The organism is Mesorhizobium sp. 128a (assembly GCF_053848025.1).
On sequence record NZ_JBSPKY010000006.1, the window covers coordinates 40505 to 61163 of the forward strand.

Consider the following 20659-nt stretch of genomic DNA (forward strand, 5'->3'; position numbering starts at 1 on the left):
ACGATCACATTTTGACTTCGAGACGAAGGAACGGGCCGTGGAAGGTCTGGGTGGTACTATCCGCATTGACAAGCAGATTGTGCCACTGCTCGATCTTGTAGCCGGCCGTAAAGGTCGCGCCTTCGAGGGGCATCCAGCTCAGGCCGGCCGAGGCGTCGAGATTTGTCACTGTCTTGTTCTCGGACTCGCTCCCCAACTGGACAGAGCCCTGTTGACCCGTTGTGAAGTCGAAGTTGATTCCGGCGCGGTTTTCACGGCGGCCCCACATGACGGAGCCGGAAACAGCACCTGTCAGCCCCCAGGTTTCGTTCAGCGGGTAGTATGCCTCGGCGCCGACACGCGGACCAATGCCCCAATATTCCGACGATCCTATCTTGTCGAAGGTACCGCCCTTGTCGGCTGGATTGTCCGGGTTGAAGCTTTCGGAGGCAACAACTCTTTCATCCGAATGCACCAGGCGCAGACCGCCAAAGAAGCGGATATCGGCGGCCTGAACCTTGACGTGCTTGCCGACGTCGAAATCGAACGCCTGGAAATTGTAGTCGTCGCCGTAGCCTATGGTCAAAAAGCCTTGTGGTATCTGGCCACTCTCTTCCCAGGAACGGTTCTTGCCCAAGTGAAACGCACCTGCAAGGCGCCAGTCCATGTCCGACGAAATCTGCTTGGTCAGCGCGATCGAACCTGAGAAGTCACCGTTGCTATTTCCAAGCTTGTCGGCGCCGCCGGTCTTGTCGTCCTCATGGACGTTGTTTTGAAGGAACGCGCCCTCGAAGGCGATTTTGACACGTGAATCGATGACCGACTGGTCTGTGGCCTTCGCATCTTCTGCATGCGCGGCAATCACGCCCGCCGAAGTCACAGAAGCGGCGGATGCCGCGACAGTCGCCAATAGTTTACCCGGTGCCCTAGCCCGCATTTACTTAACCCCGCCCAGAATCTTGCCCGAAAACCCAGCATTACAGACATAACCTAACGGGACATTGCAGCAAGTCCGGCCAGCAATTTTATAGGATGGTGTTGCGGCCTTGCCACGGTGCCCGGTAGCGCCGCTGGACAGATGTGGTAAGCGTCGCGTTGGGGCTGACCGAGCCGCGGCTGACAGGGGGTTTGGTGGACAATCCAGCGCAAATCGAAAGCGTGCTCAACAACCTTGTCTATGCGCTTTTCGCCCAGAGCGGGCAGGTGGGGCCGAAGGGGAGAGCCCGAGATCTCGGCAATCTGACTGTCTTCGACAATCCCGAGGCGGTCGACGTCATCGTCAAGGCGCCGGAGCTCTTTCGAAAGAACTTCTCCCTGATCTCGGCGCTGGGTTTCAGCCGCTTCAACACCAATGATGAGGACTGGTCTGTCCGGCGCGCCATTACCCAGGATATATACTTGGCGGCCGCCAGGCCGGCGCAGCAGCATTCCGTGGCGGAAATCTTCGCCGCCTGTCTGTCCAGTAGCGACGCTACGCTACCAGCCATCCAGCAAGCGTTGTTTGCCGCGTCGATGACGATATTTTACCGGGCTTTCGGCCTTGTTCCCGACAGGGCGGCGACGCTGTTGCTGCTCGACAGGGTCCGTGACGTACTGAGGCGTCTCCAATATTATTCCTGGGTGACGCCGACGACCGCCGAACGTGGGAACGCCATCCAGGACGCTCGCGCGGTGGTCGCCGATTTCGCATCGCTGCTGATGGCGGATCCCCGCGCCGCTGCGGAGATGGACCGCTTTAGAAGCGAAGCCACAGATGTCGAAGGCTTCTCGCCGGTCGAGGAGTTCGTCATGAACTTCTTCGCTGGCGTCGAGACAACGGTGACCACCGCGCTTTGGGTGGCCGACCGACTGGGGGCGAACCAGAAGGTGCAGGAGCGTATCCACGCAGAGGTTCTCTCGGGCGATGCGCAGACGCCGTACACCGATTGCATGATCAACGAGACGATGCGTTATTTCCCGCCGATACCGTTTCTGACCCGGGAAGTCGCCGCCGATACGGTTCTCGACGGCCAGAATCTCTATGCTGGGCAACTGATCATGGTATCGATCGTCGGCGTGCACCAGAATCCGGCTTTCTGGTCAAACCCGCATGTCTTCGACTCCAGCCGCAGGGAATTCCTCGAGAACAGCTTTGATCGACGGGCCTTTATTCCCTTCCTTACCGGACCGCGCATGTGCGGTGGCGCGCGTCTCGGCCGGCTGGAAGTCAGGGAGGCGGTCCTCGCCATCGTGCGGCAGTTCGCTTTCAGCCGTACCGACGATGTGATTCGGTTCGACTACGCGCTCGCATTGCGTCCAGCGCAGGGGTCTTCCGTCAGTGTTTCGCGCCGATGAAACGCCAAGTCAGATATGGTCCTGCCAGAACCGGCGGAGGTAGTCCCCAAATTGCCTTTTGATCATGGTCTTGAATTCGACATCATGCGCATAGCGCGTGCTCGCCGATATGGCCTTTGACTTCAACTCGAAGTCTGGGAACCAGTTGCTCATTGTGGCGGAAGCGTTTTCTTGCTGGTTCGCGACAAAGTCCTCATAGCAGACGTGGGCCACTCTGCGGCGATCAACAGTGTTCAGATAATTTTTCCACCTGATTTCGCTATCGAGAATGTGCAGCGCGACATCCTTGACAACCTTTTCGCTCAGAGTTGTCACCATGGGAACTCCAGCCAGTGTCTCCTGGCTGTCGAACGGCTGTCCCGTATGCAGCATCGAGAGCAGGCTTATGGTCTGATCGATCTTGTTTCTCCTGGAGAGGAAGACATAGAACGAGTTGCCGTCGTCATCGCCGATTGAACTGCGCGCGAATGGCAGGTTTTCGAAGAAGATCTTGGCGGCGAATACGCCGTTCTCAGTCCTTTTTGCCAGGAGACGGCTACCATAGGCGGGCGCCAGCTGATTGAGCTTTTCAAGGTCCATGCTGTCGTCGGCCGACCACCGTCTCATCAGCGGCAAGGCATACTGCCACTGAAAATACTCCGTGGGTATTCCCAGACCCAACTGCTGCAAGACCTGACAATAGGAATGGCCCGCCGTTCGCGGAGTCGTGCAAATCAGGATTTTGGCTGGGTTTTCGGCAGAGCTTTGGCGATCATAGGTCGCGGCGATATACTCTCTGTATAGATCGTCGAAATGCATTTCCGGAACCAGCCCCACCACGACACGCCAAGTTTTCAGACAGCAGACAAGAACCCCAAGATGAGCAGGGCCTGGTCCAGTGTCATCAATGACGGAGGATCGCCCGCGTCGATATTGTCGACAAGCCACAGGTCAGGCCGAGCCAGCCGCGCGCCGTCGATGGCACGCCGGTCGATGACATCGCTGTCGCGGCCGTACAGCAACAGGAACCGTGCATCGATCTTGGCGGCGATCGGGAAAAGATCATATTCGCGCCCGACCATGGCGCCAAAACTTCCAGTGGTTGCCGGGTCGTAAGCCAGCCTAAAGCCGTCCGGACCAGCGACGATCCTGTTTTCGGCATAGCGGTTGAAGACCGTCTCTTCAACCGGGCCCATCGCGGCTCTCGTGGCGCTCAGATAGTCCTTGGCCGCCGCGCGGGTCGGAAACGCAAGTACGCTCTCTTTCAAAACCTCGTTTCTCATCAAGTCCACCTTCGGCCCGCCAAGCATGGGCACATCGTTGAGAATGATTTTCGAGGCTTTGGAGCGGGTCATGTGCAGAAACAACAGCAAGATCGTGCCGCCCCACGAAGTGCCGATGAAGTGGTTCTCCGTGCCGGCGAATTCGCCGAGCGCACGCAGGCATTTGGAGTAGACGTTGATGTCGTATCCCGAACCCAGATAGGCGCTGCGCCCGCGTCCCAACAGGTCGGGACAGATCACCAGGAAGCCGTTACGGCACAGGAAGGTGGCGAGGTAATCAAAGTCGGCACCGTTGCCGGTAAAGCCATGCAGGCAGAACACGGTTGCGCGCGGGGTACCGGCGGGCTGCCAGATGCGCACGAACATTGCGGCATAGCGGTCGTCCAGCCGGATGAGGATCTCTTGCGTCAGCGCCTCGGCGGAGCCGGCCGTATCCATCAGACGTCACGCTTGCGAACGGCACGCTTGACCGAGCCGCGGCTGTCGATGAAGTCGCGCTTCCAAAATACCGATTTGTCCAGGTTGATGCGCTTGGCTTCTTTGATCATCGGCAGGATGTGGGACGAAGACCGCGTCGCCAGCACCGTCACGGCGGTGGCATCGCCGCCGGGAAAGGGGTTGAGTGGCCCGCCATTCGTCGCCCAGGCCTCCGCTATCTCGCGGCTGGTTTGGATCCAGCCTACATAGGCGACGATGGCGTCGTTGATCGACCCTATCATGTGGGTTTGCTGGTCCAACTGATAGCGCAGCGTCTTGACCATCAGGCCAAATTCGTAACCGTCGAACGGTGGATAGTGCGCAATGAAGTTGCAAACAAGCCCAAGCGAAAGCGGATTGCTGGGGATACGGGAAAACAGAAGATTGCTCATGCCAGGATTATTGACCCCACCCACCCCAGATCATAACCATCAATCCGTACTCGCCATAAAATGCGAAAACAATTGGAATTAGCATGCTGCCAAAGACGAAGCAGGAGAACAGCAATGGCCGATGACAGCCCTTTCACCGTCGATGCGGACTGGTTGGAGAGCCGTCTTGGCGAACCCGGCCTGACGATTGTCGATGCGTCCTGGTATCTGCCGGCACAGAAGCGCGACGCGCGCGCCGAGTATGAGGCGGCGCACATTCCGGGCGCCCGTTTCTTCGACCACGATGCGGCCTCGGACCCGGATGCCAAGCTGCCGCATACGCTGCCTTCGCCACAGCATTTCGCGCAGTATGTCGGCACGATGGGCATTTCGGCCGACGACACCATTGTCGTCTATGACGGTCCGGGCTTCTTTTCGGCGCCGCGCGCCTGGTGGATGTTCCGTGTCATGGGCGTGTTCCAGGTCTATGTGCTGGACGGCGGCTTCGACCGCTGGAAGGCGGCGGGCCGGCCAGTGACGGCGGAACCGACCAAGATCGCGCCAAATGTGTTTCATGCCGATTTCGACGCCGCCCGCGTCGCCAGCCTTGCCGACATGCGCCGCATCGTCGAGACCAAAGAGAGCCAGATAGCGGATGCCCGTGGCGCCGGCCGCTTTACCGGGGTCGAGCCAGAGCCTCGCGCGGGTGTCCGTTCCGGCCACATGCCGGGCGCGCGCAATGTGCCTTATTCGGCGCTGTCGCAGGATGGCGCGCTGTTGTCGAAGGATCAACTGCGCAAGGCCATTGAAGATGCCGGCATCGACCTGTCGAAACCTGTCGTCACCTCTTGCGGCTCCGGCATAACGGCGGCTGTGGTCACGCTGGCGCTTGAGACGCTCGGCCACACCGACAACAGGCTCTATGACGGCTCATGGACGGAATGGGGCGGACTATCGGATACGCCCGTTGCAACGGGCAAGGAATGATGGCGATGGAAAACGGCGCGCTGGACGACATCGAGGTTACGGTCACGTTTCTGGAAATGCACGTGCCGCCGGCCTATTCGCCGCCCGTGCCCTACAACAAGCAGATCGCGCTGCTGAAGACCAAGGACATTCCGCTGCATTTCTATCGCTATCTGATGGATCGCGTCGGGCGCAAATGGCACTGGGTCAATGTGCTGCGGCTGGACGACGACGAGCTTGCCGCCGGCATCCACCGCGAGGACCGCGATATCAGGGTGCTTTATCTCGACGGCGCGCCGTCGGGTTTTTTCGACCTCAAGCCGTATCTGCCTGAGGAAGTCGAGCTCGCTTATTTCGGCATGATGGAGCACGCGACCGGGCAAGGGATAGGCCGTTGGTTCCTGGGCGCGGCGATCGCCGCCGCCTGGTCCTACGGGCCGAAGCGAGTGACGGTGCAGACCTGCACGCTCGATCATCCGGCCGCCTTGCCGCTCTACCAGAAGCTCGGTTTTGCGCCGGTGGCGCAAAAGAAGGAGACCGTGCATCCGCTGCCGTTCGCCGAGCGCTCGGCCAGCGTCATGCGGCCGTAATCTCCGAAAGCTGAACCATCTGTTCGTCGGCGCTTCTGGCCGCCCTTGCCATGGTGACGCCCACACTGACGCGATCGATATTGAAGCAGCCCGGCTTGAAATAGCCGGGCTGCCCGCGGTCTCACAGCCTTGGCAGGAATCGGGTGGGAAGCGTCTGAGTGGCGGCATATCTTCCGGTCAACGACACCGGAGATTCAGCCATGGCCGTTCAGTTCAAAGCCTTGCCGACAGAAGATGTGAGAGCGCTGCAGCGCGGCGGGCCGGACGCCTATGGCCAAACACCGGAGCGGAAGGTTTCCGATGGCGACGGCGTGCCGTGCCGGCATTGCCTGAGAAACGTCGCCGAAGGCGATGGCTATCTGGTCTTGGCATACCGGCCGTTCCCGGCGTTGCAGCCTTACGCGGAGACAGGACCGATCTTCCTGCATGCGCAGGAATGCGAACGCGCCGCCGAGGCGGAAGCGCTTCCGGACGTGCTCGAGAGCAGCGACTATATCGTGCGCGGCTATGGAGCAGATGACCGCATCGTCTATGGCAGCGGCGGTGTCATTCCTACGGAGGCTATCCTGGCGCGGGCAGAGACGCTGTTTGAGCGCGACGACATCGCCTATGTCCATATCCGCTCGGCGCGAAACAATTGCTATCAGTGCCGCATCGAGCGCGCGTGACGGCATGGCAAAAAGATGCCCGCCGGTGGTCTGGCGGGCAGTTGGGAACCTTTGACAGAAGCCGCGGTCAAAGCAGCCGGCAGGCCGGTGATCACCGGCTTCCGGAGGCGCTTGAGCCGTAACTCGGCACCTCTGTCTAGGCATGTTTTTCGAACGCCTGATGTGAAGTACTTCACACAGCCCGCGCGATCGTCGCCGTCATGGCGCGCGGCGACTGCCGGTTTAGAGCTGTCGTACTGCCGTCGCATTCGCGCGCTAAAAGGGGATCGTCGATGGATTTGCCGACCGCGGATGAACCGGCGGGAATCTCGATGACTGAGGAAGCGGGGCTTTGGCTCCGCTTTTTTGTTGCCCGCTCTATTCCGCGCCAAGAAAAAGCCCGCCGGAATTGACCGGCGGGTGAGGGAGGCAGAAGCGTCTTGAAGTCTGGTCAGGCGGCCAGAACCGCCTTCGGTTCGACCAGCTCATAACCAAGCGCTTCGGCGACGGCGCGATTGGTGATCTTGCCCCTGTGGACATTGAGACCGTTGCGCAGATGATGGTCGTCGACCAGCGCCTTCAGGCCCTTGTCGGCCAGCTGCAGGCCATAATGCAGCGTCGCGTTGTTGAGCGCATGCGCCGAGGTGACCGGCACGGCGCCTGGCATGTTGGCGACGCAATAATGGATGACGCCATCGACCTCATAGGTCGGCTCGGCATGGGTGGTGGCGTGCGAGGTCTCGAAGCAGCCGCCCTGGTCGATGGCGACATCGACCAGCACCGAGCCCTTCTTCATGCCCGACAGCATTTCGCGGGTCACCAGCTTGGGTGCAGCCGCGCCCGGGATCAGCACGGCGCCGACGACGATGTCGGCGGAGAAGCATTCTTCTTCCAGCGCCTCGACAGTGGAATAACGGGTGTGGACGCGGCCGGTAAAGAGATCGTCGAGCTGGCGCAGACGCGGGATCGAGCGGTCGATGATGGTGACATCGGCGCCGAGGCCGACCGCCATGCGGGCGGCATGCAGGCCGACGACGCCGCCGCCAAGCACGGTGACCTTGCCGGGCAGCACGCCGGGCACGCCGCCGAGCAGCACGCCGCGGCCGCCATTTGCCTTCTGCAATGCGGTGGCGCCGGCCTGGATCGACAGGCGGCCGGCGACTTCCGACATCGGCGCCAGGAGCGGCAGGCCGCCGCGGTCGTCGGTTACCGTCTCGTACGCGATTGCCGTGACGCCGGAGGCGAGAAGACCCTTGGTCTGTTCCGGATCCGGAGCCAGGTGAAGATAGGTATAAAGGATCTGGCCATCGCGCAGCTGCGCCCATTCATTGGGCTGCGGCTCCTTGACCTTGACGATCATGTCGGACTTGGCGAACACGTCGGCGGCGGTCTTGGCAATGGTGGCGCCGGCGGCGCGATAGGCATTGTCATCGGCGCCGATGCCGGCGCCGGCGCCGGTTTCGATCAGCACCTCATGGCCATGCGCAACATATTCGCGGACCGAGCCCGGCGTCATGCCGACGCGGTATTCGTGGTTCTTGATTTCCTTGGGGCAACCGACGCGCATCGTCTTCTCCTGATCCGGCCCTTGGGGCTCGTTCCCTGTATGAAGTCAGTGAACCACGAATCGTTGCGCAGGTGTTTGCGAATGCGCTTGCGTGGGATCGCCCGTTTCGATAATCGTTGCGCCAAATCGCATGATTTTCGCAGGAATCACGAAAAATGCCGCTCGACAGGATTGATATCGCCATTCTCGAGACTTTACAGAAGGATGGGCGCATACCCAATGCAGCGCTGGCCGAGCGGGTCGGGCTGTCGCAATCGGCCTGTTCTCGGCGCCTCGACAATCTGGAGAAATCCGGGACCATCCGCGGCTATCACGCCCGGCTTTCGAATGCCGCGCTCGGCCACCAGATGACGGCGATCGTGCATATATCGCTGTCGGGACAGTTCGAAAAGACGCTGTCGGATTTCGAGGCGGCGATCAAGCGCTGCCCGAATGTGCTGTCCTGCCACCTGATGTCGGGTGAATACGACTACATCCTGCGCATCGCGGCCAAGGACCTGGTCGACTATGAGCGCATCCACAAGGAATGGCTGTCGGCGATGCCGCATGTGACCAAGATCAATTCGTCGTTTGCCTTGCGCGAGATCGTCGATCGGACCGCCATGGGCATGAAGCCGGAACTGGCTTAACGCCAAAGGCAAATCCGGACGTCCTTCCCAATATAGCACGCGCCTTCGCGGCGAAGCTCTTCCCAACGTTCATCGCCGTGCGTTGCGCGAATGTCGGAGTTCGCATAGCCTGCCCAAAGATCACCGTCCTTGTAGACAACCGCCCAGTAATCTTCGGACATTTCATCAGCGCCACTGTGCGTATCCGGGTAGTCGATACCGGCAAAAACCTGCCGAGGCCCCTGGATATTAAAATCGCCGCCAGTCTCGATTTGATAGGAGCATCTTCCGGAGATGCGAGTCTGACCGTCAACAACGAGCAGGCAGCGGCCCCATTTGTAGCCGCCCGGTAAACGATGCTGTGGTTGCGCATGCAAAGGCGAGAACGAAAACGCAATTGCAAGGGCAGCCGCTAAAGTTCGTCCGATCATCGCGTCATCCGTTGTGAAGCAGCCAATCCAAAGAGTGACGGGACACTGTTGGATCCGCCCAGAGCGCCTGTCGAAACAGTGCTTCGCAGCGTGGTCTTCTGGAAGATTATATTATCGACCAAGTCGGATTTTTGTCACAGCGAAACAGAAATCCAGCCGGGGTTCATTTCCCAACAGGCTCTTAGGCCTCAGTCACCAGCCGATCCATCGGGATATCATGCGGTTGCGGGTAGATGGTGGTGATCCGCTGCAGCTCGTAGCCGACGCCGATGACCAATGGCTTGAACGGCATCGCGGCCAGCGTGCGGTCGAAAAAGCCGCCGCCATAGCCCAGGCGGTAGTTATTGGGATCGATGCCGACGATCGGCGAAATGACAATGTCGGGCAGCACCGGATCGCCTTTGGCGGGGATCGGGATGTTCCAGACGCCCTTTTCCAGCCGGTCGCCAGGGACGTAGGCGCGGAAGATCAGCGGCTGGGTCTTCTCGATGACGATGGGCAGGGCCGTGCGGCCACCGCGCTCGTTGATCGACGCCATCCATGACCGCAGGTCCGGCTCGCCACGAAACGGCCAATAGAGGCTGACCATACGGCCGGCGATATCGCCGATCACCGCGTCCAGGCCGTTGGCAATACGCTGCGACATGGTTGTGCGCGCATCGGCCGAAACCGCCAGTCGCGCCGTGATCAGCCGTTCGCGCTCGACCTTGCGCCAGCGCCTGACGTCGGTCCAGTCGGATAGCGGCACGCGAAATTCCGGGTCGAGTTCGTGCATGAAACAAGGCGGCGAGGCGTATAGCGCCGGGCCGTCGTGATCTTTGGCGTCGTCATCGTCGTTGGCCATGCCTCACTCCCGTGGTCCTGCGGTGTGAAGCTATACCCGTCTGAACCTGACAACGTAGGCATTCACGACATTGGAAGGCGAGTCTGGGGCAGCCTTGATGCATGGCTGTCCTGCGCCCCACGACATTGTTGCGGTGCACAAGAATCACTAAATACGGACGGTGAAAACGAGATGAGTGCGATGAACGAAACAAGCCATCATATCGTTGTCGTCGGTGCGGGATTCGGCGGTCTCGAACTCACCCGCTCACTGGCCGGTGCACCCGTGCGCATCACCATGATCGACAAGCGCAACCACCACCTTTTCCAGCCGCTGCTCTACCAGGTGGCGACCACATCGCTCGCAACCTCCGAGGTTGCTTGGCCGATCCGCCATCTCTTGCGCAATCGCAAGGATGTGACGACCCTTCTGGGCAACGTCATCGGCGTCGACCGTGCCGGCAAACGTGTAATGCTCGAGGACGGCAGTTCGATCGCCTACGACACTCTGGTGCTCGCCACCGGCGCCCGCCACGCCTATTTCGGCCATGACGAATGGGAGCCCTTTGCGCCTGGGCTGAAGACGCTTGAGGACGCCACCACCGTTCGCCGCCGCGTCCTGCTTGCCTTCGAGCAGGCCGAGCGAGAGACCGATCCGGCCACGCGCCAGGCGTTGCTGACGCTGGTCATCGTCGGCGGCGGCCCGACCGGGGTGGAGCTTGCCGGCACCATTGTCGAACTCGCGCATGAGACGCTGCGGGGCGAATTCCGCAACATCGACACGCGTGAGGCGCGCGTGGTGCTGGTCGAGGCCGGCGACCGGATCCTGGCCAATTTCGCGCCGGAACTGTCAGACTATGCCCGCAAGGCTCTGGAACGGCTGGGCGTAACGGTCGAACTCGGCCGCGCCGTTACGCGCCTCGATGCCGAAGGCGTTGTCTTTGGCGAGACGCATCTTCCGGCAAGGACGATCCTGTGGGCCGCTGGCGTCGCCGCTTCGCCCGCAGGAGAGTGGCTGGGAGCGCCGGTCGACCGGGTGGGCAGGGTGATGGTCGAGCCCGATCTTACCGTGCCGAACAATCCGGAGGTCTTCGTCATCGGCGACACTGCGCATGTGTTGCGGCCGGACGGCAAGCCGGTACCCGGCGTGGCGCCTTCCGCCAAGCAGGAAGGCAAGCATGTCGCGGCAACGATCAAAGCGCGGCTGGCCGGTGATAGCGCGTCGCGCCCTTTCCGCTACAAACATGCCGGCGACCTGGCGACGATCGGCAAATGGGCAGCCGCGATCGATTTCGGCTGGATCAAGCTGACCGGCTGGCTCGCCTGGTGGCTGTGGGGCGTGGCGCATATCTACTTCCTGATCGGCTTCCGCAACCGACTGTCGGTATCGCTTAGCTGGCTATGGATCTATTTCACCGGCCAGCGCAGCGCGCGGCTGATTACCCAGGGCGATGACGACAAGGGCTGAGAGCCCGTTTGGAAATTCTACTCCGGCGGCCATCTGGAGGCGTTTTCTGCGCTTCCGTTGCTCACGGACTTATGTCCGCTCCGCTACGGTTCTCGAAAACAACACCATATGACTCGCCGGAGCGAATTTCGAAACGGCCTCTGACGCCTTGCCTCCGGCCAAAGCAATTCATCCAGGCGTCACCTTTTGCTGATCGACTGACTTCACGGTGGACATGGCCGGGTTTCGGCGCGAAGCTTTCGCTCGGGGCTGGGATCTTGTCACGTCACTGGGAAGGAAACCAATGTCGCATCTCACCCACCCCGTCTCTCGTCGCGGTTTTCTTGCCGGTGCGGCCGCCAGCGGGGCGCTGATCATGCTGCATCCGTTCTCCGCCCGCGCTGAGGCCAATCAGGCGCATCTGAGGATCATGGAGACGACAGACATCCATGTGAATGTGCTGCCTTACGATTACTACGCCGACAAAGCGAACGACACGATGGGCCTGTCGCGGACGGCCTCGCTGATCGCGGCAGTGCGCAAGGAAGCCAGCAATGCGATGCTGATCGACAATGGCGACCTTTTGCAGGGCAACCCGATGGGCGACTACATCGCCTATGAGAAGGGGCTCAAGGACGGAGACCTGCATCCGATCGTGAAGGGCATGAACCTGCTCGGATATGAATGCTCGACGCTCGGCAATCACGAGTTCAATTACGGCCTGTCGTTCCTCGACAAGGTGCTGGCCGGGGCCAATTTTCCGTTCGTCTGCGCCAATCTGATCCGCGGCACCGAACTCGCCACCAACCCGCGCGACGACAAGCTCTATCTCAAGCCCTATGTCATCCTGGACAAGAAGATCAAGGACGGGTCGGGCGCCGAGCAGCCGATCAAGATCGGTATCATCGGCTTCGTGCCGCCGCAGATCATGGTCTGGGACCTGAAGAATCTGGAAGGCAATGTCCGGACGCGCGACATCGTCGAGGCGGCCAAGGCCTGGGTGCCGCAGATCAAGGAAGAGGGCGCCGACATCGTCATTGCGCTCTCGCATTCCGGCATCGACGTCAAGCAGGGCACCGGAATGGAGAACGCCTCGTTCTTCGTTGCCGGCGTCGACGGCATCGACGCGGTGTTCACCGGCCACCAGCATCTGGTCTTCCCCGGCAAGAAGGATTTTCAGGCGCTCGACGGTGTCGACACCGAAAAGGGCACGCTGCAAGGCAAGCCGGCGGTGATGGGCGGCTTCTGGGGATCGCATATGGGCCTGATCGACCTGCTTCTGGAACGCGACGGATCGAAATGGCGCGTGGTCTCGGCGACCTCGGAAGCACGGCCGATTTACGAGCGCGTCGACAAGGCGAACAAGCCGACTGTTGCCGACGACCAGCGCATCGTCGATGCGTTGAAGGCCGACCATGAGGCGACACTTGCCTATGTTCGCCGTCCGGTCGGCAAAACGTCGGCGCCGCTCTATTCCTATTTCGCGCTGGTGGCAGACGATCCGTCGGTGCAGATCGTCAATCAGGCGCAGAGCTGGTATCTCAAGGACATCTTGAAGAGCACGCGGTGGAAGGACGTGCCGCTCCTGTCGGCGGCAGCACCCTTCAAGGCCGGCGGGCGCAACGGCGCCGACTATTACACCGACGTGCCGGTTGGCGACATCGCCATCAAGAACGTCGCTGATCTCTATCTCTATCCCAATACGGTGCGCGCCGTCGAAATCACCGGGGCGCAGGTTAAGGAATGGCTTGAAATGTCAGCCGGCATCTTCAAGAAAATCGAACCGGGCAAGGCCGACCAGGCGCTGATCGACACCGAATTCCCGTCCTACAATTTCGATGTGATCGACGGTGTCAGCTACAGGATAGACCTGTCGCAGCCGCCGAAATACGATGCCAAGGGTGGCGTCGCCAATGCCGGCTCCAGCCGCATCGTCGACCTCAGCTTCGATGGCAAGCCTATTGATCCCTCAGCGAAATTCGTCGTCGCCACCAACAATTACCGTGCCGGCGGCGGTGGCAATTTTCCTGACATCAACGCCTCCAAGATCATCTACGAGGCGCCGGACACCAACCGCGACGTGATCGTGCGTTACGTCGTCAGCGAGGGCACGATCAATCCGTCGGCCGATGACAATTGGTCGTTCACGCCGCTGCCAGGAGCCAGCGTCGTGTTCGAAACCGGACCCAGGGCGAAGGATTTTGTCGCGGGGGTGAAGTCCCTCAAGATCGAGCCCCTTGGCGAGGGTGAAGCCGGGTTTGCGAAGTATCGCATCCTGCTTTGAAAAAGGAGCGGGCAAACGCCCGCCCAATTGCCTCTACGCCTTGTAGACCACCTGGCGCACGTCGATGTAGCTGGCGCGGAAGCCGGCTTCGCAATAGTGGAGGTAAAACTCCCAGAGCTTCTTGAAGCGGTCGTCGAAGCCGAGCGGGACGATCTTTTCCCACGACTGCCAGAAGCGGTTGCGCCATTCGGCAAGCGTGCGGGCATAGTCGTCCGGAAAGACGCGCTCGCGCAGATGGGCAAGGCCATGGTCGCTGCCCAGCGACTTGAGGATCGACGGCGTCGGCAGCATCCCGCCCGGGAAGACGTAGCGCTGGATGAAATCCGGCCGCGCGCGATAGGTGTCGTAGGCGGCCTCGTTGATGGTGATGATCTGCAGGCCGGCGGTGCCTCCGGGCCTCAGGCACGCCTTCATCTTGCCGAAGAACACCGGCCAGTATTTCTCGCCGACCGCCTCGAACATCTCGATCGACGCAATGCGGTCGTAAGTGCCTGTTTCGTCTCGGTAATCCTGGAGCTTGATGTCGACCTTGTCAGACAGTCCGGCCTTCTGGATGCGCTCCTTGGCGAAGTCGTGCTGTTCGCGGCTGATGGTCAGGCCGGTGACGCGGCAGCCGATCTCGCGCGCGGCAAATTCGGCAAAGCCGCCCCAGCCGCAGCCGATCTCCAGCACATGGTCCTTCTTGCCGATGCCGGTGTCCTTGGCGAGGGCGCGGTATTTGGCGGCCTGCGCGCTTTCCAGGTCGTTGGCGCCGGTGGCATAGAGCGCCGACGAATAGGTCATCGAGGGATCGAGCCATTGCTTGTAGAAGGCATTGCCGAGATCGTAATGCGCCGAAATGTTGCGCTTCGAGCCGGTTCGGGTGTTTTCGTTGAACCAGTGGCGGATCCGCTGGACGGTGTTGATGAGCCAGCTGGCGCCGCCGGCGACGCGTTCGCCGATGGCCGAGTTGACGACGAACAGTTCGAGGAAGCTGGTTACGTCAGGGCTTTCCCAGTCGCCGTCCATGTAGGATTCGGCAACGCCGATGGTGCCGCCGGAAAAGGCGCGGCCTGGCAAGCGCCAGTTCTTCAGCACCAGTTCGGCATCGGGGCCGGGCGCATTGCCACCGACAAGAACAGCGCGGCCATCCGGCATTCTTACCTTGAGCGAGCCGCGCGGCAGTTTCATCGCCGCCGACAGCACCATGCGCGCCTTGGCCGGCAAGCCCTTGACGATCTCGGCGAAGTTGAGCTCGTCCAGCCTGATGGCGTCGCCGACGCCCTTGTTTTCCCTAGCAGCCATCTCGCGTCCCCCTGGACGTCCGTGGGGACGGCGCAAAGATCTGCCGGCCTCCACAACCTCCACATTTCATTCGCAGGGGCGAACGCCGCTACCTGCGTGAATTTTCGCCACAATCTTCCACCGCATCGACCAGAACTTCAAGAGGCAGGCTGTGTGCGCGGCTGGACCAAAGGCAACCGGCCCGAGGCCAGAATTCGGGCGAGTATCGGCCGTCGGCGAAATCTCTATGGTTACGAACACCCACATGCGCTAGCTTCAGTCATGCGTTACGTCGTCGTCATCATGGCCATCGCCTTTTCCCTGATCTGGGATGGCCTCTACAACAATGGCCGTTATCTCGACAGCACGGTCAGGGAGATGTCGCGCGTCGTGCGCTACGTCACTGGCGGGGGCTAAGTTTTGCGCCTCTGCGAAGTCGCCCTCCGGCGTTGCCGGGCGCGACATCGTGGCGGTTGACGCGACCGTTTCGCTCACACAAAACATGCCGGCAAATCGAATTTGGAGGCAGGCGTGATCCGGCATATCGTTTTCTTCAGCGCGCGGCGCAAGGACGATGTCGAGGCCGTGCGCACGGGTTTGCTCACGCTGGGCAAGATTCCGCATTCAAGCCTCTTCGAGGTCACGCTCAACACCAAGGTCGATCCGCTATCAGACGCGATCGACGTGGTCGTCTATGCCGAGTTCGAGGACGATGCGGCCTTGGCCGCCTACAAGGCGCACCCGCTCTATGCCGAGGCGACCAGTCGGGTCAAACCCTTGCGCGAATTGCGCTATTCGGCCGATGTCGTGGCGATGGCCTGATCAGGCCGGCGAGAAACTTGGCAGTACTTCACAGGCGGAATTCGTACATCGAGGTGCGCGAGCAACCGAAGCCGGCCTTGAACGGCTCGTCGCCAATGGCAGCCACCATCCGGCACATTTGACGCGCATCCTGGGCGACAGCTGCACTTGCCGTGGGCTGCCCGGAATATAGGTGGTGAGCACAGTCTGGGAGACGCCCGCACTGTCCATGCCTTGCGCGATGATCCAGGTCTGGTTCTGCAGCCCGCCGACCGGGTCGAATGCCGCCGGCCAGATGCCGGGGCGATAAAAATGCGGCGTGATCCGCAAGATCCTGAACGTGCTGCCCGTCATCTATCGCTCAATCCAGAAGTTCAAACGGGGCAACGGTTGCCATTCGAAAACCGAATTGCACTTCAGAGCCATTTCGCCCAAAGCGAGACCCTTGGCATCTCCCGTGCGGGTGATGCCGTGGCATCAAGTTGGTTTCCGATTAGGGAAAATCGCAGGAAGCCGTCCTGGCATGACATGCTCCCTCATGAGCGGACGACGCCCCGATCAAGGCGCCATCGGCGGAAATGCTTGAATGGATTTCCGGAATGATGCACACCGCGCCGGCATGACCAGCACAATCCATCCGCTTGACCACCTGGTGCTGCCGACCGCGCGCCTCGATGTGGCGCGGGCGCGGCTGACATCGCTTGGCTTCATCGTCGCTCCAACCGGCATTCACCCCTTCGGCACCGAAAATTGCTGTGTCTTCTTCGCCGACGGCACCTATCTCGAACCGCTCGCCGTGGGAGACCGCCAAGCTGCCGCGCGGGCGATTGCCGATGGCAATGTGTTTGTCGCGCGGGATCGCCTTTATCGCGCCAATCTGGGCGATGAGGGCTTTTCCGCCGTGGTGGTGGGCACCGGCAATGCCGACGCGGATCACGCGCGCTTTGTCAAAGCCGGCCTGTCGGCGGGCGAGGTATTGAGTTTTTCGCGCGCGTTCACCGACACCGCCGGAAAGAGCGACATGGCGTCGTTCAAGCTGGCATTCGCTTCCGGCGTCGGGTCGACGGACGCTTTTCTGTTTGCCTGCGAGCGGATCAATGCGCCTGACATCGACCGCAGCGCGCTGCAAGCCCATGCCAATGGCGTGACCGGCATTGCCGAAATCGTCGCGGTCAGCGATGCGCCGTCCGAACAGGGCAAGCTGATTTCCGTGGCGACGGGTTTGGAGCAGGGCGCAACGTTCGACCTGCCGAATGCGACCTTGACCGTGCTTGACCCCCAAGCCTTTACCGCGAGCTTCAGGCTTGCGGCTGGTGAGCCGAGCGATCTGCACTTCGCTGCGGTAGTGTTCTCAGTCCGCAATGCCGATGCTACCGCAAGGCTGCTTGCAGCCAACGCCATCCAATACGATATAGCGGGCAACGAAATTGTCGTGCAGCCGGCATCCGGGCAGGGCGCGGCATTCATCTTCCGGGAGATTCAATGAGCAAGCCCCTGGCTCCGAATTCGGCGGTAACCGTCGGCAACGTGGTCTTCGACAACAACGCAGCCCTGGCACTGATTGCCGGTCCGTGCCAGTTCGAATCGCGCCAGCACGCCTTCGACATGGCCGGCGCGCTGAAGGAATTGACCGGCAAGCTCGGCATCGGCCTCGTCTACAAGACCAGCTATGACAAGGCCAACCGCACCTCGCTGTCGGCGACGCGCGGTGCCGGGATGGATGCGGCACTTCCGGTCTTCGACGAGTTGCGCAAGGAATTTTCGCTCCCCATTCTGACCGACGTCCACACCGAGGAGCAGTGCGCGATCGTCGCGCAGCATGTCGATGTGCTGCAAATTCCAGCCTTCCTGTCGCGTCAGACCGATATGCTGGTCGCCGCCGCCAAGACCGGCAAGGTGATCAACGTCAAGAAGGGGCAGTTCCTGGCGCCCTGGGACATGAAGAACGTCGTCGCCAAGATCACCGGGTCCGGCAACCCCAATGTGCTCACCACCGAGCGCGGCGCGTCGTTCGGCTACAACACGCTGGTGTCGGACATGCGGGCACTGCCCGTGATGGCCGAGATCGGCGCGCCGGTGATTTTCGACGCCACCCATTCGGTGCAGCAGCCGGGCGGGCAGGGCGGTTCTTCCGGCGGCGAGCGCCGCTTTGTCGAAACACTTGCTCGTGCTGCCGTCGCCGTCGGCGTCGCCGGTGTCTTCATCGAGACCCACCAGGATCCGGACAATTCGACCTCGTCAGACGGTCCGAACATGCTGCCGCTGAAGGACATGCCGGCTCTGCTCGAAAAGCTGATGGCGTTCGACCGCATCGCCAAGAACGCTGGCTGACCGGCCACGGTGACGGCCAGCTTGTAGTCGGCAAAGGCCGGCTGTAGGCTCCTCCTTGCAAATGAGCGTCTTGGCAGGAGGAAGCCATGTCTGTCGCCCGCGTCACCGAAATCACGTCGTCATCGAAGAAGAGCTTTCAGGACGCCATCGAGAAGGGAATTGCGCGCGCCTCAAAGACCCTGAAGAACGTCGAAGGCGCCTGGATCCAGGACCAGAAGATCGTCGTCGAGGACGGCAAGATCGCGGCCTATCGCGTCAACATGAAGGTGACTTTCATCCTCGCGGATTGAGCGCCTGCCGCTCAAAAAAATCGGGAACTTTCGCCCGCGCCCCTCATTGTCAAAGTACCATCAACGACAGTGAGGAGCATCAGACATGACCACCCAGACAGGCCACACCGAAGCCATTGCCGCTTCGCGCGTCATCGGCACGTCGGTGTACAACACCGAAGGCAGGAACATCGGCAGCATCGAGGACATCATGCTCGACAAGACGTCGAACGGCATCATGTTCGCGGTTATCGGCTTTGGCGGCTTTCTCGGCATCGGCGAGAAGTATCACGCCATTCCATGGGCGAGCCTCGACTATGATGAGAACAGAGGCGGCTATGTCGTGCCGTTCTCCAAGGACCAGCTGAAAGCGGCTCCAGCCTATTCGATCAATGAACTGGCCGGCGCCGATGGCGAGGCCGCACGTGACGCTTCCTATGACTACTACAAGGTCACGCCCTATTGGCATTGATCCGGCGCGCTGACGCCTGACGAGAAAAGGCCCCCGACGGGGGCCTTTTTCGATCCGATGGGACGGTTCCTATTGGCCGGCGTAAAGCGTCGACAACTCAGTTGCCGCCTTTGGCGCCTGCTGGGTGTCGCATGACGTCAGGAACGCCGCCGCGATCAGGAACAAACTCACGATACCGCTTAACTCGGACATGGCGAAACTCCTCCTGTTTCGCCCCGCGCGGCCGCAACTATAAACCAGAAAGGGCCACGCCATGCATGAATTATGATGACAGAAAATTGCGCTTCGTGAATCCCTGACGCGGCACTATTTGCAAGCGCCCCGATTGCCTTTTGCGGCGCTTTGGCTAAGAGGGGCGCGACGCTTAATCGATCAATCGGGGACATCGCAATGACCGCCATCATCGACATTATCGGGCGTGAAATCCTGGACAGCCGCGGAAATCCGACCGTCGAGGTCGATGTTGTTCTCGAAGACGGCTCGATGGGCCGTGCCGCGGTGCCGTCGGGCGCCTCGACCGGCGCCCATGAAGCCGTCGAGCTTCGCGACGGCGGCGCCCGCTATCTCGGAAAGGGCGTGCTGAAGGCGGTTGAGGCCGTCAATGGCGAGCTGTTCGAGGCGATTGGCGGCATGGAGGCCGAGAACCAGATCCACATCGACCAGACCATGATCGAGCTCGACGGCACGCCCAACAAGAGCCGCCTCGGCGCCAACGCCATCCTCGGCGTCTCGCTGGCGGTGGCCAAGGCGGCCGCGGAAGCCGCCGGCCTGCCGATCTATCGCTATGTCGGCGGCACCAAGGCGCATCTGCTGCCAGTGCCGATGATGAACATCATCAATGGCGGCGCGCATGCCGACAACCCGATCGACTTCCAGGAATTCATGATCCTGCCGGTCGGTGCGCCGACGCTGCGCGAAGGCGTGCGCTGGGGTTCGGAAATCTTCCACACGCTGCGCAAGAAGCTCAAGGACGCCGGCCACAACACCAATGTCGGCGACGAAGGTGGCTTTGCCCCGAACCTGAAGAGCGCGCCGGTGGCGCTCGACTTCATCATGGAATCGATCGAGAAGGCCGGCTTCAAGCCGGGCGAAGAGATCGCGCTCGGCCTAGATTGCGCGGCGACCGAATTCTTCAAGGACGGCAACTATGTCTATGAAGGCGAGAAGAAGACCCGCGATCCCAAGGCGCAGGCCAAATACCTGGCCAAGCTCGCCGCCGACTATCCGATCGTCTCGATCGAGGACGGCCTGGCCGAGGATGACTGGGAAGGCTGGAAATACCTGACCGATTTGATCGGCAAGAAGACGCAGCTGGTCGGCGACGACCTGTTCGTCACCAACACGGCGCGGCTGCGCGACGGCATTCGCATGGGCGTCGCCAACTCGATCCTGGTGAAGGTCAACCAGATCGGCTCGCTGACCGAGACGCTCGACGCCGTCGAGACCGCGCACAAGGCCGGCTACACCGCCGTCATGTCGCACCGCTCGGGCGAAACCGAGGATTCGACCATTGCCGATCTCGCCGTCGCCACCAATTGCGGGCAGATCAAGACCGGCTCGCTGTCGCGCTCCGACCGCATGGCCAAATACAATCAGCTGATCCGCATCGAGGAAGAGCTCGGCCAGCAGGCGCGCTACGCCGGCAAGTCGGTCGTCAAGGGCTGATCTGCGCCGTCCTCGGTCGGGCCCTGGGCAAACTTTGGGCGCCATGCACTAGCGAGCTTGAACTGGAACGCTT

Annotated in this window: 24 protein-coding genes; 14 read left to right on the plus strand and 10 right to left on the minus strand. The window is 61.2% G+C overall.

The genetic code is table 11. The annotated features are described in order from the left end of the window. Positions 1–4: 4 nt before the first annotated feature. Positions 5–889 (minus strand): Lpg1974 family pore-forming outer membrane protein, encoded by an 885-nt coding sequence (locus tag ACWTU9_RS12505; RefSeq protein WP_454590174.1) that lies wholly within the window; start codon positions 887–889, stop codon positions 5–7. A gap of 221 nt (positions 890–1110) precedes the next feature. Here ACWTU9_RS12505 and ACWTU9_RS12510 point away from each other — a divergent pair, with 221 nt between their 5' ends. Then, positions 1111–2313, plus strand: a complete 1203-nt coding sequence (locus ACWTU9_RS12510) for a cytochrome P450 (RefSeq protein WP_455858530.1) — start codon at positions 1111–1113, stop codon at positions 2311–2313. A gap of 9 nt (positions 2314–2322) precedes the next feature. On the opposite strand, the gene ACWTU9_RS12515 is transcribed toward ACWTU9_RS12510, so the two are convergent. From ACWTU9_RS12515 to ACWTU9_RS12525, 3 genes are read right to left on the minus strand one after another with little or no spacing between them, the layout of a single operon-like run. Then, a complete protein-coding gene (locus ACWTU9_RS12515; protein WP_455858531.1) occupies positions 2323–3111 on the minus strand; it encodes a Stf0 family sulfotransferase in 789 nt (262 codons plus the stop codon). A gap of 35 nt (positions 3112–3146) precedes the next feature. Next, positions 3147–4013 (minus strand): alpha/beta hydrolase, encoded by an 867-nt coding sequence (locus tag ACWTU9_RS12520; RefSeq protein ID WP_455858532.1) that lies wholly within the window; start codon positions 4011–4013, stop codon positions 3147–3149. After that, on the minus strand, positions 4013–4336 hold the full coding sequence (locus ACWTU9_RS12525) for a hypothetical protein (RefSeq protein ID WP_455858533.1): 324 nt from the start codon (positions 4334–4336) through the stop codon (positions 4013–4015). Before ACWTU9_RS12525 ends, ACWTU9_RS12520 begins: the two co-directional genes overlap by 1 nt. Before the next feature lie 222 nt (positions 4337–4558). On the opposite strand from ACWTU9_RS12525, the gene sseA reads away from it, so the two are divergent. The 3 genes from sseA to ACWTU9_RS12540 all read left to right on the plus strand — a co-directional run bounded on the left by sseA (position 4559) and on the right by ACWTU9_RS12540 (position 6647). After that, complete coding sequence (sseA, locus tag ACWTU9_RS12530) at positions 4559–5410, plus strand: 3-mercaptopyruvate sulfurtransferase (RefSeq protein ID WP_455858534.1); 852 nt, start codon at positions 4559–4561, stop codon at positions 5408–5410. 5 nt (positions 5411–5415) lie between these two features. Further along, positions 5416–5979 (plus strand): GNAT family N-acetyltransferase, encoded by a 564-nt coding sequence (locus tag ACWTU9_RS12535; RefSeq protein ID WP_455858535.1) that lies wholly within the window; start codon positions 5416–5418, stop codon positions 5977–5979. 200 nt (positions 5980–6179) lie between these two features. Next, positions 6180–6647 (plus strand): DUF1203 domain-containing protein, encoded by a 468-nt coding sequence (locus tag ACWTU9_RS12540; RefSeq protein WP_455858536.1) that lies wholly within the window; start codon positions 6180–6182, stop codon positions 6645–6647. 430 nt (positions 6648–7077) lie between these two features. Here ACWTU9_RS12540 and ald read toward each other — a convergent pair whose 3' ends face one another. Further along, entirely contained in the window at positions 7078–8193 is a 1116-nt protein-coding gene (gene ald, locus ACWTU9_RS12545) for an alanine dehydrogenase (protein ID WP_455858537.1), read from the minus strand. Positions 8194–8348: 155 nt separating this feature from the next. Between ald and ACWTU9_RS12550 the strand changes: the two genes are divergently transcribed. Continuing rightward, entirely contained in the window at positions 8349–8822 is a 474-nt protein-coding gene (locus ACWTU9_RS12550) for an Lrp/AsnC family transcriptional regulator (protein WP_112395099.1), read from the plus strand. Here ACWTU9_RS12550 and ACWTU9_RS12555 read toward each other — a convergent pair. After that, positions 8819–9232: a hypothetical protein gene (locus ACWTU9_RS12555; RefSeq protein WP_455858538.1), complete on the minus strand. Its 414-nt coding sequence runs from the start codon at positions 9230–9232 to the stop codon at positions 8819–8821. The genes ACWTU9_RS12550 and ACWTU9_RS12555 overlap by 4 nt on opposite strands. 181 nt (positions 9233–9413) lie before the next feature. After that, positions 9414–10076, minus strand: a complete 663-nt coding sequence (locus ACWTU9_RS12560; RefSeq protein WP_455858539.1) for a 5-formyltetrahydrofolate cyclo-ligase — start codon at positions 10074–10076, stop codon at positions 9414–9416. A 180-nt stretch (positions 10077–10256) separates the two neighbouring features. On the opposite strand from ACWTU9_RS12560, the gene ACWTU9_RS12565 reads away from it, so the two are divergent. After that, positions 10257–11522: an NAD(P)/FAD-dependent oxidoreductase gene (locus ACWTU9_RS12565; RefSeq protein ID WP_455858540.1), complete on the plus strand. Its 1266-nt coding sequence runs from the start codon at positions 10257–10259 to the stop codon at positions 11520–11522. A 283-nt stretch (positions 11523–11805) separates the two neighbouring features. After that, positions 11806–13785, plus strand: coding sequence for a bifunctional 2',3'-cyclic-nucleotide 2'-phosphodiesterase/3'-nucleotidase (locus ACWTU9_RS12570; RefSeq protein ID WP_455858541.1), 1980 nt, complete (start codon positions 11806–11808; stop codon positions 13783–13785). A 33-nt stretch (positions 13786–13818) separates the two neighbouring features. Here ACWTU9_RS12570 and ACWTU9_RS12575 read toward each other — a convergent pair whose 3' ends face one another. Beyond that, on the minus strand, positions 13819–15069 hold the full coding sequence (locus ACWTU9_RS12575; RefSeq protein WP_454575182.1) for a class I SAM-dependent methyltransferase: 1251 nt from the start codon (positions 15067–15069) through the stop codon (positions 13819–13821). A 261-nt stretch (positions 15070–15330) separates the two neighbouring features. On the opposite strand from ACWTU9_RS12575, the gene ACWTU9_RS12580 reads away from it, so the two are divergent. Together ACWTU9_RS12580 and ACWTU9_RS12585 are read left to right on the plus strand one after the other, a co-directional pair. Then, positions 15331–15465, plus strand: coding sequence for a hypothetical protein (locus ACWTU9_RS12580; RefSeq protein WP_455858542.1), 135 nt, complete (start codon positions 15331–15333; stop codon positions 15463–15465). A gap of 114 nt (positions 15466–15579) precedes the next feature. Next, positions 15580–15870, plus strand: a complete 291-nt coding sequence (locus tag ACWTU9_RS12585; RefSeq protein WP_454589987.1) for a Dabb family protein — start codon at positions 15580–15582, stop codon at positions 15868–15870. Here the strand turns inward: ACWTU9_RS12585 and ACWTU9_RS12590 are convergent, their stop codons facing one another. Continuing rightward, the gene (locus ACWTU9_RS12590; protein WP_455858543.1) at positions 15871–16203 is read right to left on the minus strand and encodes a hypothetical protein; all 333 of its coding nucleotides are present in this window, start codon (positions 16201–16203) and stop codon (positions 15871–15873) included. Positions 16204–16468: 265 nt separating this feature from the next. Between ACWTU9_RS12590 and ACWTU9_RS12595 the strand changes: the two genes are divergently transcribed. From ACWTU9_RS12595 to ACWTU9_RS12610, 4 genes are all read left to right on the plus strand, one after another. Then, the gene (locus ACWTU9_RS12595) at positions 16469–17335 is read left to right on the plus strand and encodes a VOC family protein (protein WP_455858716.1); all 867 of its coding nucleotides are present in this window, start codon (positions 16469–16471) and stop codon (positions 17333–17335) included. Continuing rightward, entirely contained in the window at positions 17332–18180 is an 849-nt protein-coding gene (gene kdsA / locus ACWTU9_RS12600; protein WP_455858544.1) for a 3-deoxy-8-phosphooctulonate synthase, read from the plus strand. The genes ACWTU9_RS12595 and kdsA overlap by 4 nt, the downstream gene beginning before the upstream one ends. Before the next feature lie 86 nt (positions 18181–18266). Beyond that, on the plus strand, positions 18267–18470 hold the full coding sequence (locus ACWTU9_RS12605; RefSeq protein WP_454575177.1) for a dodecin family protein: 204 nt from the start codon (positions 18267–18269) through the stop codon (positions 18468–18470). An 85-nt stretch (positions 18471–18555) separates the two neighbouring features. Continuing rightward, positions 18556–18921, plus strand: a complete 366-nt coding sequence (locus ACWTU9_RS12610) for a PRC-barrel domain-containing protein (RefSeq protein WP_454575176.1) — start codon at positions 18556–18558, stop codon at positions 18919–18921. A 69-nt stretch (positions 18922–18990) separates the two neighbouring features. Here the strand turns inward: ACWTU9_RS12610 and ACWTU9_RS12615 are convergent, their stop codons facing one another. Next, the gene (locus tag ACWTU9_RS12615; RefSeq protein ID WP_455858545.1) at positions 18991–19113 is read right to left on the minus strand and encodes a hypothetical protein; all 123 of its coding nucleotides are present in this window, start codon (positions 19111–19113) and stop codon (positions 18991–18993) included. Positions 19114–19311: 198 nt separating this feature from the next. On the opposite strand from ACWTU9_RS12615, the gene eno reads away from it, so the two are divergent. After that, a complete protein-coding gene (gene eno / locus ACWTU9_RS12620; protein ID WP_455858546.1) occupies positions 19312–20586 on the plus strand; it encodes a phosphopyruvate hydratase in 1275 nt (424 codons plus the stop codon). Positions 20587–20659: the final 73 nt, after the last annotated feature.